Annotated in this window: 14 protein-coding genes and 2 pseudogenes; 9 read left to right on the top strand and 7 right to left on the bottom strand. The window is 61.8% G+C overall.

Translation table 11 applies throughout. The features are described 5' to 3' along the window. The coding region (locus NKH99_RS29885) for an alcohol dehydrogenase catalytic domain-containing protein (protein ID WP_353017400.1) at nucleotides 1–619 on the bottom strand (619 nt) is incomplete at its 3' end. Between the two features lie 317 nt (nucleotides 620–936). Here NKH99_RS29885 and NKH99_RS29880 point away from each other — a divergent pair. From NKH99_RS29880 to NKH99_RS29860, 5 genes are all read left to right on the top strand, one after another. Then, nucleotides 937–2,112, top strand: a complete 1,176-nt coding sequence (locus tag NKH99_RS29880; protein WP_353017398.1) for a lanthanide ABC transporter ABC transporter substrate-binding protein PedA1 — start codon at nucleotides 937–939, stop codon at nucleotides 2,110–2,112. A 21-nt stretch (nucleotides 2,113–2,133) separates the two neighbouring features. Further along, complete coding sequence (locus NKH99_RS29875) at nucleotides 2,134–3,099, top strand: YVTN family beta-propeller repeat protein (protein ID WP_352541893.1); 966 nt, start codon at nucleotides 2,134–2,136, stop codon at nucleotides 3,097–3,099. A gap of 98 nt (nucleotides 3,100–3,197) precedes the next feature. Continuing rightward, nucleotides 3,198–3,986, top strand: a complete 789-nt coding sequence (locus NKH99_RS29870) for a lanthanide ABC transporter ATP-binding protein PedB/LutE (RefSeq protein WP_352779705.1) — start codon at nucleotides 3,198–3,200, stop codon at nucleotides 3,984–3,986. Nucleotides 3,987–3,997: 11 nt separating this feature from the next. Further along, entirely contained in the window at nucleotides 3,998–4,858 is an 861-nt protein-coding gene (locus NKH99_RS29865; protein ID WP_353017406.1) for a lanthanide ABC transporter permease protein PedC, read from the top strand. 98 nt (nucleotides 4,859–4,956) lie between these two features. Further along, nucleotides 4,957–5,487, top strand: coding sequence for a hypothetical protein (locus tag NKH99_RS29860; RefSeq protein WP_353017395.1), 531 nt, complete (start codon nucleotides 4,957–4,959; stop codon nucleotides 5,485–5,487). A gap of 27 nt (nucleotides 5,488–5,514) precedes the next feature. Here NKH99_RS29860 and NKH99_RS29855 read toward each other — a convergent pair whose 3' ends face one another. From NKH99_RS29855 to NKH99_RS29835, 5 genes and pseudogenes are all read right to left on the bottom strand, one after another. After that, nucleotides 5,515–5,715 carry a hypothetical protein gene (locus NKH99_RS29855; protein WP_352474601.1) on the bottom strand — a complete coding sequence of 67 codons (201 nt, stop codon included), beginning with the start codon at nucleotides 5,713–5,715 and terminating at the stop codon, nucleotides 5,515–5,517. A 270-nt stretch (nucleotides 5,716–5,985) separates the two neighbouring features. Further along, nucleotides 5,986–6,801 carry an oxidoreductase gene (locus tag NKH99_RS29850; RefSeq protein WP_352929001.1) on the bottom strand — a complete coding sequence of 272 codons (816 nt, stop codon included), beginning with the start codon at nucleotides 6,799–6,801 and terminating at the stop codon, nucleotides 5,986–5,988. A 66-nt stretch (nucleotides 6,802–6,867) separates the two neighbouring features. Continuing rightward, on the bottom strand, nucleotides 6,868–8,172 hold the full coding sequence (gene fabF, locus NKH99_RS29845; RefSeq protein WP_352779698.1) for a beta-ketoacyl-ACP synthase II: 1,305 nt from the start codon (nucleotides 8,170–8,172) through the stop codon (nucleotides 6,868–6,870). A gap of 47 nt (nucleotides 8,173–8,219) precedes the next feature. Then, nucleotides 8,220–8,798, bottom strand: coding sequence for a TetR/AcrR family transcriptional regulator (locus tag NKH99_RS29840; protein WP_353017392.1), 579 nt, complete (start codon nucleotides 8,796–8,798; stop codon nucleotides 8,220–8,222). A gap of 259 nt (nucleotides 8,799–9,057) precedes the next feature. Then, nucleotides 9,058–9,331 (bottom strand): annotated as a pseudogene (locus NKH99_RS29835) (TetR/AcrR family transcriptional regulator); the annotation flags it as partial. Nucleotides 9,332–9,411: 80 nt separating this feature from the next. Between NKH99_RS29835 and NKH99_RS29830 the strand changes: the two are divergent. From NKH99_RS29830 to NKH99_RS29815, 4 genes and pseudogenes are all read left to right on the top strand, one after another. Continuing rightward, a complete protein-coding gene (locus NKH99_RS29830; protein ID WP_352503292.1) occupies nucleotides 9,412–9,774 on the top strand; it encodes a hypothetical protein in 363 nt (120 codons plus the stop codon). Between the two features lie 92 nt (nucleotides 9,775–9,866). Continuing rightward, on the top strand, nucleotides 9,867–10,973 hold the full coding sequence (locus tag NKH99_RS29825; RefSeq protein WP_352541887.1) for an efflux RND transporter periplasmic adaptor subunit: 1,107 nt from the start codon (nucleotides 9,867–9,869) through the stop codon (nucleotides 10,971–10,973). Between the two features lie 2 nt (nucleotides 10,974–10,975). Next, nucleotides 10,976–14,085 (top strand): annotated as a pseudogene (locus NKH99_RS29820) (efflux RND transporter permease subunit). Nucleotides 14,086–14,231: 146 nt separating this feature from the next. Then, a complete protein-coding gene (locus tag NKH99_RS29815) occupies nucleotides 14,232–14,846 on the top strand; it encodes a TetR/AcrR family transcriptional regulator (protein WP_352981072.1) in 615 nt (204 codons plus the stop codon). A 437-nt stretch (nucleotides 14,847–15,283) separates the two neighbouring features. Here the strand turns inward: NKH99_RS29815 and NKH99_RS29810 are convergent, their stop codons facing one another. Continuing rightward, nucleotides 15,284–16,243, bottom strand: a complete 960-nt coding sequence (locus tag NKH99_RS29810) for a LysR family transcriptional regulator (protein ID WP_352795826.1) — start codon at nucleotides 16,241–16,243, stop codon at nucleotides 15,284–15,286. Nucleotides 16,244–16,340 lie beyond the last annotated feature (97 nt).

Raw genomic sequence — 16,340 nt, 5'->3', positions numbered from 1 at the left:
GCAGGCCCTGGATGACGTTGAGGCCGATGCCGCCGAGGCCGAAGACGACCGCCGTCGCGCCTTGCTCGACCTTGGCCGTGTTGATGACAGCGCCGATGCCGGTGGTGACGCCGCAGCCGATGTAGCAGATCTTGTCGAACGGGGCGTCGGCATTGACCTTGGCCACCGCGATCTCGGGCAGCACGGTGAAGTTGGAGAAGGTCGAGCAGCCCATGTAGTGGAACAGCTTGTCCTTGCCAATCGAGAAGCGCGAGGTGCCGTCCGGCATCAAACCCTGTCCCTGCGTGGCGCGGATGGCGGTGCACAGATTGGTCTTGCGCGACAGGCAGGACGGGCACTGCCGGCATTCCGGCGTATAGAGCGGGATGACATGGTCGCCCTTCCTGACCGAGGAGACGCCCTTGCCGACGTCGACGACGATGCCGGCGCCTTCATGGCCGAGGATCGCCGGAAACAGGCCTTCCGGGTCGGCGCCCGACAGCGTGAACTCGTCAGTGTGGCAGATGCCGGTTGCCTTGATCTCGACCAGCACCTCGCCATCGCGGGGACCTTCGAGGTCGACCTCCATGATCTGCAGCGGCTTTCCGGCGGCAACGGCGACAGCGGCGCGCGTTTTCATCAGGCAATCCTCCCATGACGACCCATAGAGTTTCTCATTCCGCCATTGCTGCGGATGAGACCGCAATACGCTCATTCATCGCCGTATCCCCGCGAAAAGGAATAGGACTAAAGCAGACACGTAAGTCCACTTGCGGGGCTTTGATAAATCTTGTGGCGTCCGCTAAGCTCATTGTGGGCACCTTGAATTCGCGCTGGTCCGGGAACAATCGGACTTTAGTGCAAGAATGGGCAGTTTTATCGATGACGAGCGCGGTGCCAGGCACTCTCGCGGCCTTTTTGTGCTTTTTTTTCCAGACCGCCAACGTTACAGGCGTGATGGCCCAGGAAGTGACGGGCAAGCAACCGGTCGCGGCCGACAGGCCGGAAAGAAAGATAACCGAAATCAGAATAGGTTATTTGCGGGCCTACGCGCCGCAACTGGCGCTTTCCCTGCTGGACCTGCCGCCACGCGACGAAGGTGTCGCCGGCGCCAATGTGGCGATCGGCGACAACAACACGACAGGAAAGTTCCTCAGCCAGAAATTCAGCCTCGACATAGCCGAGGTCAAGTCGGACGCCGACGCGGTTCAGGCGTTCAACGATCTGATTGCCAAAGGTGACCGCTATGTTGTCGCTGACCTCTCGGCCAGGCAATTGCTGTCGATCGCCGACATCGCCCGCGACAAGGGCGTTCTGGTCTTCAATGTCGGTGCCACAGACGACAGCCTGCGCGAGGAAGACTGCCGCATAAACATTTTCCATGTGGCGCCGACACGAAGCATGCTGGCTGACGCGCTGGCGCAGTATCTCGTGATAAAGAAATGGCCGAATTGGGTGCTGCTCTATGGTTCGCATGAGCGGGATCATCTCTATGCGGCCGCGTTGCGCCGCGCGGCGGCTCGCTTCGGCGGTCAGATCGTCGCCGAGAAGGAGTTCAAAGACACTGGCACAGCGCGCCGAACCGACACCGGCGCCACGCAGATACAGCAGCAGATTGCCGTGTTCACGCAGGATCTGCCGGAGCATGACGTGGTGCTTGTCGCCGATGAGAGCGAGGTGTTCGGAACATATGTGCCCTACCGCACCTGGACACCGCGGCTGGTCGCTGGCACGGCCGGTCTTGTCGCATCGTCCTGGCATCCCGCGAGCGAGCAATGGGGTGGCATTCAAATGCAAAGCCGTTTCCTGAGGACGACCGGCCGGCGAATGCTGTCCAAGGATATGTCGGCCTGGACGGCGGTGCGGGCGGTGGGCGAAGCCAGCACGCGGACCAATGGCGACGATCCGAAGAAGATCAGCGACTACATCCGCTCGGACGATTTCTCGGTCGCCGCCTTCAAGGGACAGAAGCTGACCTTCCGCCAGTGGAACCATCAGCTTCGCCAGCCAATCCTGCTCGGCGACACCAAATCCGTGGTCTCGACATCGCCACAGGAGGGTTATCTCCACCAGATCTCCGAGCTCGATACGCTCGGCGTCGATCAGCCGGAAACGAAATGCGTCCTTAAGTAGAACCAATCGGGAGGAATTTTCGTGCAGAGACGAGCTTGCGCACTCGCCATTCTCGGCTTCATGGCCAATCCGGCGTGGGCTTACACCGTGTATGTCTCCAACGAGAAAGACAATACGATAACGGTCGTCGACACGGCGACGATGCAAGTGGTGAAGACCGTCGAAGTCGGCCAGAGGCCGCGCGGTATCACCATCTCGCATGACGGCAAGTTCATCTATTTGTGCGCCAGCGATGACGATACGATCGAAATCATCGATACCGCGACGCTGCAGATCGTTGGCACGCTGCCATCAGGCCCCGATCCCGAACTGTTCGTGCTTTCGCCCGACGGCAAGACGCTCTACGTCGCCAACGAGGACGACAATCTCGTCACCGCGATCAACGTCGAGAGCAAGCAGGTCATGACCGAGATTCCCGTTGGGGTGGAGCCTGAAGGCATGGCCGTCAGTCCCGATGGCAAAACCATGGTCAACACCTCCGAAACCACCAGCATGGCGCATTTCATCGACACCGACAGCCATGAGGTGACCGACAACGTCCTGGTCGATACGCGTCCGCGCTTTGCGCAATTCAAGCCCGACGGATCCCAGATTTGGGTCAGTGCCGAAATCGGCGGCACCGTGAGCGTCATCGACAGTCTCAAACGCGAGGTGGTGAAGAAGATCCAGTTCGCGATTGCGGGACTGCGGCCCGAAACCATCCAGCCGGTCGGCATCGCAATCAGCGCGGACGGCAAGAAAGCCTATGTCGCGCTCGGCCCAGCGAACCACGTCGCCGTCATCAACACCGAAACCTACGAGGTGGAAAAATACATCCTGGTCGGCCAGCGCGTCTGGCATCTCGACTTCACCCCCGATCAGAAGACGCTGATCACCACCAACGGCAATTCCAACGACATCACCTTCATCGACACGGCGACGGACGAGCCGGTTCAATCGGTTACGGTGGGCCAGCAGCCTTGGGGCGTGGCCATATCGCCCCACTAGACCGCAGCAATGATCAGGGAGACCGACGTGATGAATATTTGCCGCGGGGATGTTGCAAGTGCACTAGATGACCAGCGCGCCCCGAAGGAGCCAGCGGCATGCAGCATGTGAGGACAAGCGGAGCTGGAGAGGAGGTGGCAGCGCTCGATGTTGCCGGCGTCAGCCATTCCTATGGTCCGAAGCGAGCGCTCCAGGACGTCTCATTCTCGATCGCGCCGGGAACTTTCACCGTTCTGCTCGGCCTCAATGGGGCCGGCAAGACAACTTTGTTCTCACTGATCAGCCATCTTTACGGCACCCGCCGCGGATCGATTCGCATCTTCGGCTATGATGTCAGCCGCGCTTCGGGCGAAGCGCTCAGGCGTGTCGGCATCGTATTCCAGGCACGCACGCTCGACCTCGACCTCAGCGTCCACCAGAACCTCTCCTACCACGCCTCGCTGCATGGCATTGGCGGCCACCAAGTCCGGCAGCGCATTGCCGCGCTGCTCGAGACAGTCAACATGCAGGGCCGTCAGCATGACAAGGCACGCAGTCTTTCCGGCGGCCAAATGCGGCGCATCGAGATCGCGCGGGCGCTGCTCCACCGCCCTTCCCTGCTGCTGCTCGACGAGGCGACGGTCGGTCTCGACATCCAGTCGCGTGCGGGCATTCTGGCCACCATCCGCAAACTCGTCGAAACCGAGGGCATCGGTGTGCTGTGGGCGACGCATCTGATCGATGAGGTCGAAGACGGCGACCATGTCGTCGTGCTGCGGCAGGGCGACCTGGTTGCCAAGGGTAAGGTGGCCGATGTCGTTGCGACGAGCGGTGCCAGTTCGATCCGCGACGCCTTTTCCAGGCTCAACCGCATCGAAACAAGCGGCATCGCGGAGATGTCGCCATGAGCGCTCCCGCAATGCCCGCAAAAGTCGCAGCCCTCACGCCGGTGAAGTTCGAACAGTTTGGGCTCCACCACTACCTCATTTGCCTCAAAGGGATCGTCGTGCGGGAGTGCCTGCGCTTCCTGCATCAGCGCGAGCGCTTTATGTCCTCGCTGGTTCGGCCGCTCGTCTGGCTGTTCATTTTTGCCGCCGGATTCCGGCAGGTGCTCGGCGTATCGATCATCCCGCCCTACAAGACCTACGTGCTCTACGAGGTCTACATCACGCCCGGCCTGTGTGGCATGATTCTGCTGTTTTCGGGCATGCAGTCTTCGCTGTCGATGGTCTATGACCGCGAAATGGGCAACATGCGCACCCTGCTGGTCAGCCCCTTCCCGCGATGGTTTTTACTGATCTCGAAGATGCTCGCCGGTGTCGCCGTGTCGATCGCGCAGGTTTACGCGTTCCTGATCGTTGCCTGGTTCTGGGGCGTCAAGGCGCCGCCGCTTGGCTATCTCACCGTGCTGCCGGCGCTGTTCCTGTCAGGCATGATGCTGTGCGCGCTCGGCATGCTTCTGTCCTCAATGATCAAGCAGCTCGAAAACTTCGCTGGCATCATGAACTTCGTCATCTTTCCCGGCTATTTCGCTTCTCCGGCACTCTATCCCTTGTGGCGTATCCAGGAGGCTAGCCCCCTGCTCTACAAAATCTGCCTCGCCAATCCATTTACTTACGCCGTCGAACTGATCCGCTTCGCCTTCTACGGCCAGGTTGACTGGCTGTCGCTGGGCGTCGTTGCCGGCTGCACGCTGCTGTTCCTTGCCGCCGCCATCATCGCCTACGACCCTTCGCGCGGCCTGATGACCCGCAAACAGGACACGGGAGGAAATGCCTGATGGCGCGAATGATCCATGTTCGGAGCCTGGCTGTGATTGCCATGCTCGCGCCGGGCGTCAACGCCATGGCGGCAAACACTGAACCGGACTGGCCCTGCATGCAGCGCAAGGTGCCGCAGCTCTCGCTCGGCCAGATCTGGAGCGGACCGGATCTTCCTTCAGCCGCGAAGGACTGGTCGAAGGACCCCACCATCTCCGCCCTGATCGAGGAAGTGGCAGCTCGCCGGATGCCGATTGCGGAAGCTCAAAAGAAGATCAGGGATTTCGCCGCCTCCTTGCCGGCCGAGCAACGTGCACCCAAAATGGCGATGATGGTGCAAGGCATGTTCGACCACCTGGACGCCGAGCGCTCGCAGGTGATCTCCGGTATTTCCCGCTACGCCCACAAGCAGCTCGAAATGGCCGCCGCGTTGCGCAAGGAAGCGTCCGAGGTCGATGCATTGCGGACAAAGCCGGATGCAGATCCCGAAGAGATCGATCGGCGAACCGAACAGCTGAAATTCGCAACGCGAATTTTCGGTGAACGCGTTCAATCACTGACCTACGTCTGTGAAGTGCCGACGATAATCGAGCAGCGGCTTTATCAATTGTCCAAGGCCGTCTCGGAAACGCTCGCCGCGAAGAAATAGAACCTCATTCGATCTTCGCGGCGGATATCACGATCCACGGCCGGGCAGCACGCGCCAGCGCTGAACGAAATAACCGGGATGCGTCTCGATCCACTGGGCTACCAGCGATTGCGCCTGCATGAAGGCGGTCCCGGGATTCATCGCCAGGCCGTCCACCATCTGTTCGCGTTGTTCACAGGTCTGCGGCACAGCCGTCAGGCAGACCATCATAACGAGCGTGTAGAGCATTACCCCTTGTCCCCCTCGATTCCCGAATCCCATGCCCGGGAGGTTTCTGTGATACCGACCAGTCTGCAGGGGTCGCACATACAGATCGCTTACGGGTGTGAAAGGACGTGGCCCCCGCTCTTTCGCGCCGCAACATAACATGGCGCTAATCTAACGCCAACGACCGCAGGGCGTTCTGCAGAGCAATCGCGTCAGGTTGCGCCGCGCCAATGTGGTGCCGACGTTTCCAGCGTCGATGATTCCGATCTTCACGGGTGTTCGTCGATGTCATCAAACCGGGAGCCCGAGTTGCTTTCGCAGGCTTTTGTCGAATGCGGATGCGGGGACGAAACGGCGCAGGAAACTGACCTGGCGCGCCATTTTTCCAGCCGCATAGCGCCCCTTCGGAGCGGGATCGGTCGCAGCCGCCAAAACGGTCCTGGCCACCACTTCCGGCGCATCGCCTTTTTCCATCGCTTTCCGCACAGCTGCATTCATGCCGGCGCGCGCAGTGTCATAGATATCGAGCAACTGATCCGGCCTGGCGAGATTTTCTTCAAATGAGGTGCGGGTATAGGCGGGCTCCACCAACACGACGCGAATTCCGAAAGGACGCAGTTCGTGGTCGAGCGATTCGGAGTAGCCCTCAACGGCATGCTTGGTCGACGAATAAAGCGCGAAATAGGGAGCTGGAATGAAGCCCTGCACCGAGCTCAAATTGACGATTCTGCCCTTGCCTTGGCGGCGCATTGTCGGCAACACCGCTTTGGTTACTCGCATAACGCCAAAGACGTTCACGTCAAACAACGACTTGGCCTGGGCCATCGAGGATTCCTCCGCGCCACCAAGCAGGCCAACGCCGGCATTGTTGACAAGCAGGTCGATGCGCCCGGTCTCGGCCAGCACGTCCTGGACAAGTTTCGCCACGGACGCCTCATCGGTCACGTCACAGGCCAGCATGGTAACGCCATCGGATCGGTCGACGACCGCGCGACGGCTGGTTCCGAACACGCGAAAGCCCGCGTTCTGCAGGGCTTTGGCCGTTGTGTGCCCGATACCGCTGGATGCCCCCGTCACCAGGGCGACGCCTAGATTGGTCTTGTTCATGGAGGTCACTTCTTTCTTCGTTTTGGATTGGCGTGGGAGAAGCACGACAGGTCGGAGCGAAAGGCGTCAATCATGAGCGCCTCCGGTACTCGCGCCGGCCAGATCATCCGTCCAGCGCCGGAACAGCGCGCTGGCATTAACGCCTCCGAAGCCGAAGCCATTGGCGATTGCGTAGCCCGTCGCCATCGGCCGGGCCCGGTTTGCGACGAAGTCGATCCCGTCGCCGGCCGGATCGGGAGCGCTCAGATTGAGGGTCGGCGGTGCCATCTGATCCCTGAGCGCCAGGATTGCGAAGATTGCTCCGAGCCCGCCGGCGGCTCCGAGCAGGTGTCCGGTCGCCGATTTCGTTGCACTGACAGCTATCGCGAAATCGCGCCCGAACACGCTCTTGATCGCTTCGATCTCACCCAGGTCGCCCACCGGCGTGGAGGTCGCATGGGCATTGAGATGACGAACCTCGCGGGGCGAAATCCCTGCTTGGGCGATTGCGACCTCCATGGCCCGGCGCGCACCGTCGCCGTCCTCGGGACCGGAGGTGACGTGATGAGCATCCGCCGTCGTGCCGTAGCCGACAAGCTCGGCCAGCGGTCTTGCGCCGCGCGCCAGCGCGTGGCTCAATTCCTCGATGACCAGCATGCCGGCTCCTTCGCCCATGACGAAGCCGTCCCGCGACTTGTCGAACGGTCGGGAGGCCTCATCAGGACGGTGATTGAAGGACGTCGAAAGAGAGCGTGCCGCGGCAAACCCACCGAGGCTGACAAGATTCATGCATGCTTCCGTCCCGCCGCACACGGCAATATCGGCCTCGTCGGCGCGGATCAGGCGAGCCGCATCGCCGATCGCCTGAATGCCGGCCGCGCACGCCGTCACGGGTGCACCGAGCGGACCTTTGAAGCCATAGCGGATCGAGACGTGGCCTGCCGCGAGGTTCACCAGGAAGGACGGCACCGTAAAAGGTGATAGACGGCGGACGCCGCGCCGGTCGACCGTGCGCACCGCCTCGGTTATGGCCGGGAACCCGCCGACGCCCGAGGCGATGATCGTGGCGGTGCGCAAGCGATCCGCTTCCGAGACGGGGGCCCATCTTGCTTGGGCGAGCGCTTCTCGTGCCGCCGCCAGCGCAAAGAGAATGAACCGGTCTACCTTGCGCTGATCCTTCGGCGGAAGGATGGCTTCCGGATCGAAACCAGCGTCCGGATCTTCTTCTGTGGAGGGCACCACCCCGCCGACCTTCGCCGGCAGGTCGCATACCACATCATCCGCAAGCCTCCGGATGCCCGAGCGGCCGGCCAGGAGACGCGACCAGGACGCTTCGACATCGGCAGCAAGGGGCGTGACCGCTCCCATGCCTGTGACAACAATCCGTCGCATCTATTTTCCTATCAATTTGGGTGCGCCGCCAGCGCTGCGCACGCCGTTCAAGCGCCGGCTGCTTTGCGAACCTGTTCTGTCGCCGCATCCAGAAATGCCTCCGCGAGGTCGGGGTCGTTGACGACGCGCGAAAGGAGCACCGCACCGACCATTGTCGAGAGAATGGCCATGGCCTTGTCGCCGGGCCGCTCGCCGTCGGCCTCGTCAATCCAACTACCAAACATCTCAAGATATTCCCTGATCCCGGCTTCGAACGACGCTCTCACGTCCACGCCCTGTCTGGCGGCATCCGAACCGAGCGCCACGATCGGGCAGCCGTCCATCCTTTCTTCGCGATGGTCCATGCTGAGGTAGAACGCGATCACCGCGCCAAGCGGATCCTCGGGTTTTGCCGTAGTCGCGGCCGACCATCGGTGGGTGGCGCTCTCCATCGCCCGTCTAGACGCCTGCGCCGCCAGGTCCTCCTTTGACGCGAACTGCTTGTAAAAAGCGCCTTGGGTCAGCCCGGCACCCTTCATCAGATCCTTAAGGCCAATGCCGTCAAAACCGCGCTCCCGAAAAAGGCGGCTTGCCACATTGATAACGGTTTCACGGTTTTCCGCAGCCTGAATGCGACTTACGCGCATCGGTAATCTCCCCTTTAGCGTGTGTTCGTAATCTATATCTTATATAGAGAGCGAACGCAATCTATCAAGAGAAGATGAGAGATGATCCGCAGAACCCCGACCGCTCCGCTCTTGGCCGCACTGAGATGGGCATGAAAACGAGACCCGCGTTGTGCTGGCGGGCGTCCTGCTCGGTGGTCTTCCCGACAGCGCCACGGATCCGACCAGCGGACAGAAAACCACTAAGGTTTCACCGGATCGAGATGTCAGAATCTACCCGGTAGAACGCGATCACCGCGCCAAGCGGATCCTCGGATTTTGCCGCGGTCGCGGCCGACCATCGGTGGTTGGCACTCTCCATCGCCCGCTTGGACGCCTGTGCCACCAAGTCCTCCTTTGATGCGATGCTTGTAAAAGGCGCCTTGGGTCAGCCCGGCACCCTTCATCAGATCCTTGAGGCCGATGCCGTCAAAGCCACGCTTCCGCAAAAGGCGGCTTGCCACGTTGATTGCGGTTTCGCGGTTTTCCGCGGCCTGTACGCGACTCACACGCATCGGCGATCTCTTTTTTAGATTGCATTCGTAATCTATCTGCTATATAGATGGCGAATGCAATCTAAAAAAGGAGACACGAAATGATCCGCAAGATCCTGAGCGCTTCGCTCCTGACCGCGCTGTTTCTGGCGACCCCAGCGTTTGCCGAGGAAGCTACCGTCGGACGCCCAATCGAAGCCGGCAGCCTGCACAACGGACGCCTCGACATGGTGGTCTATTACGTCCCAATCGACGGCGACCTCCTGGAGGTCACCGCCACCTTCGCGCCCAAGGGCGGAGGCGATCCGCTGCGCGTCGTCATGGGCCTCGCCGACCGCGACTCCGTTGCCTTCTCCATGCCGGGCTACCGGGGCTCTCTCTACGCGTTCTCGAGGTCCGGCGAGGAGGTGACAGTCGCGACTGGGACCGACAAGCATCCGCGCGCCGACGCGCTACCGGACTGACTCGCCGCGCAGGTCGCAGCCGGCCGCTGCCCGTCGACGCAGGACACAGCATAGAGAATGAACGCAATCTATTTCGGCATGAGGCGATGGGCATGAAAAAGCGACTTGTCATTGGGCTGGGCAGCGTCCTGGCCGCGGGGTTAGGGATGGCCGCATTCGTCACGCTGCCCATTCGCACGCAGGCAACCGCAGTGGCGGATCCGAGGCAGGAAGCGCCGATCGTCAGATTGGTGACGGCGGCGCCAGTGGCTGGATCCGAACGCGGTTTCACGGGCACGATTGCCGCGCGGGTGCAGAGCAATCTTGGTTTTCGCGTACCCGGCAAGATCATCGAGCGCCTGGTGAACGTCGGTGAACGGGTCAAGGCGGGCCAACCGCTTCTACGGATCGACGACACCGATCTGGCTCTCGCGCTCACCGCCAAGCGCAATGCGGTCGCCGCGGCACGCGCTGTGCTGGTTCAGGCGAGCGCGGACGAAAAGCGCTATGCCGTTCTGGTCAAGAAGGAATTGGCAGCAACTCCGCAGCGCTACGAGCAGGCGAAGGCCGCGTTGGACACCGCGACCGCACAACTCGCCGCCGCCGAAGCGGAAGCGAAAGTCGCGGAAAACGAAGCGGCCTATTCCGTCCTGGTGGCGGACGCGGATGGAACTGTGGTCGAAACCATCGGCGAGCCGGGACAGGTCGTCTCCGCCGGTCAGACAGTGGTTCGGATCGCCCAGGCCGGCCCTCGTGAAGCGGTGGTCGCGCTTCCCGAAACGATCCGGCCGGCGATCGGCTCTGTGGCCGAGGCCGCCGTTTATGCAGCCGATGGGCGCCATACGGCGCATCTGCGGCAGTTGTCGGATGCCGCCGATCCCCAGACCCGTACCTATGAGGCCCGCTATGTGCTCGACGGGGAGGCCGCGGCAGCACCGCTTGGCGCGACCGTGACTATCCGGATCACAAGCCAGGCGAGCCAGCCGGAAGTCCAGGTGCCGCTCGGAGCCGTGCTCGATGATGGCGGCAAAACAGGCGTTTGGGCCCTGGATCGCGCCACCTCGACCGTACACTTCCGACCTGTCGGCCTTGTTCGTGTGACAAGCGAAAGCGCCGTGGTCTCCGGGCTGAACATGGGAGATCCGGTCGTTTCGCTCGGCGCTCATCTTCTGCAGGAGGGCGCTCGCGTCAGGTCTGCTTCCGAAAGCGGGAGCAACTGACGATGAACCTCAATTTTTCAGCGATCGCCGTTCGCGAACGGGCCGTCACCCTCTTCTTCATCCTCCTGCTCGTGGCGGCTGGCGCCTACGCGTTCCTTATGCTCGGGCGGGCGGAGGATCCCAACTTCACCATTAAGACCCTGACGGTCACGACGGCATGGCCGGGCGCGACGGCCCGCGAGATGCAGGACCTTGTCGCCGAGCCGTTGGAGAAGCGGCTTCAGGAGCTCACCTGGTACGATCGGGTCGAGACCACCACGCGGCCGGGCTACGCCTATATGACGGTCACGCTGAAGGACAGCACGCCGCCATCCGTCGTGCAGGAAGAGTTTTACCAGGCCCGCAAGAAGCTGGGGGATGAAGCCCGCAACCTGCCGCCCGGCGTCTACGGCCCCTTCGTCAACGACGAATATTCGGATGTGAGCTTCGCCCTTTATGCGCTGAAGGCCAGAGGCATGCCGATGCGTGAGCTGGCCAGGCAGGCCGAGGCAATTCGACAGGACCTCCTGCACGTGCCCGGCGTCAAGAAGATCAACATCCTCGGTGAGCGCCCCGAACAGATATTCGTCGAGTTCTCCTATGCCAAGCTGGCAACGCTGGGCGTGTCGGCACAGGATATCATCGTGGCATTGCAGCGGCAGAACACCGTCACACCGGCGGGCTCGATCGATACTCAGGGGCCGCAGGTCTTCATCAGGCTCAACGGCGCTTATGACAGTGTCCAGGCTATCGCCGACACGCCGATCGTTGCCGGGGGGCGGACGCTGAAGCTTTCCGACCTTGCCGAGGTCCGCCGCGGCTACGAGGACCCTCCCACCTATCTCATCCGACGCCAGGGCGAGCCCACCATCATGCTCGCGGCCGTTATGCAGGAGGGTTGGGACGGTCGCGCGCTCGGCAAGGCGCTGGAGGACCGGACGGCGGCCATCGCACGAACATTGCCGCTTGGGATAACGCTCGACAAGGTGTCCGACCAGGCCGTCAACATCACCTCGGCGGTCGACGAGTTCATGTTGAAGTTCGCGATGGCGCTCGGTGTCGTGCTGCTGATCAGCCTGCTCAGCATGGGCTGGCGCGTCGGCATCGTCGTGGCGGCCGCCGTCCCGCTGACGCTTGCCGCCGTGTTCCTCATCATGCTGGAGACCGGCCGGTTCTTCGATCGCATCACGCTCGGCGCCCTCATCCTGGCGCTCGGTCTTCTCGTGGACGACGCCATCATCGCCATCGAGGTGATGGTGGTGAAGATGGAAGAGGGCATGGATCGCATCAAGGCGGCGGCCTATGCCTGGAGCCATACCGCGGCGCCGATGCTGTCGGGAACGCTCGTGACGATCGCTGGATTCCTGCCCGTGGGCTTCGCACGCTCGACGGCCGGCGAGTACGCCGGCAATATCTTCTGGGTCGTAGGGTTCGCTCTCGTCGTCTCCTGGATCGTCGCCGTGGTTTTCACGCCCTACCTTGGCGTCAAGATGCTGCCCGCGATCAAACCGGTCGAAGGCGGCGTTCACGCCATATACGACACACCGAACTATCGGCGCCTTCGCCGGCTCATCATCTTTGCCGTGCGCCACAAGTTCGTAACCTGCGGTGTCGTCGGCATCGTCTTCGCACTTTCGGTTGTCGGCATGGGCAGCCTGAAACAGCAGTTCTTCCCGACATCCGATCGCCCCGAAGTGCTGGTCGAGGTTCGTCTGCCGGAAGGCACCAGCATCGAGACGACGACCGCCACAGTGGAGAAGCTGGAGCACTGGCTGGACGGCCAGCCCGAAGCCAAGATCGTGACGAGCTACGTCGGTCAGGGCGCTCCGCGCTTCTTCTTCGCGATGGCACCGGAACTGCCTGATCCTGCCTTTGCCAAGATCGTCGTGCTGACACCGGACGCGGAGGCGCGCGAGGCGCTGAAGCACCGGCTCCGGGAGGCGGTATCGCAGGGGCTCGCGCCGGAAGCCGATGTCCGCGTCACGCAGCTTGTGTTCGGACCCTATACGCCGTTCCCTGTCGAGTTCCGGGTCACGGGGCCTGATCCCGCGCAACTCTATAGCATTTCCGAGAAGGCCCTCGATATCATGCGGGGCGTCCCGGACGTGCGGCAGGCCAACCGCGACTGGGGCAACCGCACGCCCGTACTGCGCTTCATCCCTGACCAGGATCGACTGAACCTCATCGGCCTCTCGCCGGCGGAAGTAGGCCAGCAGCTCCAGTTCCTCCTCACCGGCATCCCTGTCACGCAGGTCCGCGAGGACATTCGCAATGTCCCCATCGTGGCGCGCAGCGCTGGGGCTGAGCGGCTGGATCCGGCGCGTCTGGCGGATTTCTCGCTGATGAGCCGGGACGGCCGCCAGATTCCGCTCGACCAGATCGGTCATTCGGAGATCCGTCTTGAAGAGCCGATCCTGAAGCGCCGCGACCGGACGCCCGTCGTCACGATCCGGTCGGATATCAACGAAGCGACTCAGCCTCCGGAGGTCTCAAAGCAGATCATGAAAGCCCTTCAGCCGCTGATCGCGTCCCTTCCGGCCGGCTATAACATTGAAATGGGGGGATCGATCGAGGAGGCTGAGAAGGCCAACACTGCTTTGGGCAAGATCTTCCCGGCCATGATCGCCGCCATGCTGATCGTCATCATGCTGCAGGTACGATCCTTCTCGACGATGGCCATGGTCGTGCTGACCGCACCGCTTGGGCTCGTCGGCGTCGTGCCGATGTTGCTCACCTTCAACCAGCCCTTCGGTTCAACGCCATTCTGGGCCTGATAGGGCTGGCCGGCATCCTGATGCGCAACACCCTGATCCTGACCGAACAAATCAAGGAGAACCGTGCTGCCGGCCTTGACGACTATCACGCCGTCATTGAGGCCACCGTGCAACGCACGAGGCCGGTGATCCTGACGGCGCTTGCCGCCGTGCTGGCTTTCATCCCCCTTACGCACTCCGTGTTCTGGGGATCGATGGCCTATACGCTGATCGGCGGCACGGCGGCCGGCACGGTGCTGATCCTGCTCTTCCTTCCCGCTCTCTATGCCGCGTGGTTCCGGATCAAGCCGACCGCAGATGTGGCCCATGAGGCTTCGACCGAGGAACCGGAATTGCAAACAGCGATGGCTGCCGAATAGGGCACTGTTGTCGGAAAAGACGGTTCAAGTTCTCGCCCGCCGGTTTTGCCTGAACATATGCAGGGCCAGCCGGACGATCTTGCCGCTTACAGATGATCGCCCAGGGCGAGCCCGCCAGATCCGTTTCATCAGTCCTGGAGACATCCATGAATCGTCCGCTCCGAATGCGAACTGATCCCGACGAGGTGCGCGCGCGCATCCTGGAGGTGGCGGAGGGGCACTTTCGCCGCATCGGCTACAACAAAACGTCGGTGGCCGACATCGCCTCCGAACTCAGCATGAGCACGGCAAACATCTACCGCTTCTTCCCCTCAAGGGACGCAATCAAAGAATCCATCTGCGGGAAAGCTTTGAACGAGGTAGCTGACATCGCCCTCGCAATCGCGCGCACGAACGCGTCGGCCGGGGAGAAATTGGGTCAGCTACTGACCGCCGTTCACCATCACAAGAAGATGACGCTGGTCAAGGAAAGGCGCATGCACGACCTGATTGTCGCCGCCATGCAGGAGAACTGGGCGACCATCAAGGCGCATATCGAGCACGTGGTAACTACCTTAGGGGTCATTATCCGCGAGGGCATCGAATCGGGCGAATTCAATGTCGACGATTCCGCTACGGCGGCGCGTGCCGTCCACACCGCGTTCACGCAGTTCCTCCATCCGATCCTGATCGAGCACTGCGTCCAATACGGCGAAGACACCGAAGCGGGCCTGCGCGAGCAGATCCGATTCATCCTGAAAGCTCTCGGCAAGTCGGATTGACCAGCCTGCCGTATGCAGGATCAAGCCGCCGCTGATGACATCCACGAGGACTCGACGGAGGAACTTGACACACGAACAGCAACGGTTGCCGAACCATGTGCCGGAAGAGGTGCAAAGCCGTCCCTCGTCCGAGACAGCTCTCCAAAGGCAGCCATTTCGGGCGATGCCCGCTGACCAGCCGGATGCGGACCTTGCAGCCCGCCTTCCGACGGTCGGCTTAGGGGTCGACTCCGGCCGCTCGGCCTTGATCGCTTTAGCGACCGCTCACGCGCAGCTAAGCCATACGGACAAGCGGTTGCGTCGCTCCATTCGGACTTCCATCCTAAATGATTCGAGCCTTAGGGGTTAGTCGAGTCGAAGCTGCCGCTCAGCGCCACCGCCGTTCTCCTGTATTTGCACGCCACGTCCCTACTACGACCGAAACTTGTTGAACTAGGCTAACTCGCGCGACCTCTACTGTTCAGTTCCTCGTGCGGATAGAGCTTGCCGAACAGGGGCAGGTACATCGCGCCCTTGCGCATCAGAAAATCGTGGAAGGTCGCCATCGCCGGCGAGATCGCGTGGTCGCTGCGCATCACCGAAAACCATTGCCGGCGGATCGGCATGCCGACAACGTCGAGGATAACCAGCCGGCCGGCTTCGGTTTCGGCAGCGATGGTGTGGGCAGAGATGAAGGCGATGCCGAGCCCGGCCATCACCGCCTGCTTGATGGTCTCGTTCGAGTCCATCTCGACGCCGAGATCGTCGATGCGGCCGGGCACGTCGCTCAGGAATATTTCCAGTGAGATGCGCGTTCCGGAGCCGGGCTCGCGAATGAGGAAATGCTCCTCGGCGATCCGCTCCTTGGAAATGTCGCGTGCCGACGCCAGCGGGTGGTCGGGCGGTGCGATGATGACCAGCGGATGATCGCCGAAGACCGAAGCACGCACCGGGACTTCCTTGGCCGGGCGTCCCATCAGCGCGATATCGATATCGTGGTTCTTCAGATTGTCGATCGTCTCGGCGCGGTTGCCGATGGCAAGGCGCATGTCGATATCTGGATGTTCCTTCATGAAGGCGGCCATCAGCCGCGGCGCGAAATATTTGGCCGTGGAAACGACGCCGAGCCGCAAGCTGCCGGCGCGCACGCCCTTGATTGCATCCATCTTGTCTTCGAGCAGACGAAGCCGCTCCTCGATGGCCTGTGCCGTCTCGACGAAGGCCAGACCTGCGGCAGTGGGACGCATGCCGTCCGACGTCCGGTCGAACAAGGCCAGTTGGAACTCCTCCTCCACTTGCCGCAACTGGATCGTCACCGCTGGAGGAGACAGCCCTAACACCTTGGCCGCGCTGACGATTTTTCCGTGGCTGATGATTGCCTGAACGGTCTTGAACTGCTTGAGCGTGAGGTTTCTCATACGGCATACTAAAATTTTTTTACTGCCTGAGTAAAGTTATTGAATTTTACTTATCCAGCGTCGTTTGTTCTCCTTTCCCAATCCGGCCGGCCCCGAG

The organism is Mesorhizobium sp. M0854, from assembly GCF_040319815.1.
Lineage (GTDB): Bacteria > Pseudomonadota > Alphaproteobacteria > Rhizobiales > Rhizobiaceae > Mesorhizobium.
This window is presented reverse-complemented; position numbering and strand designations above follow the sequence as displayed.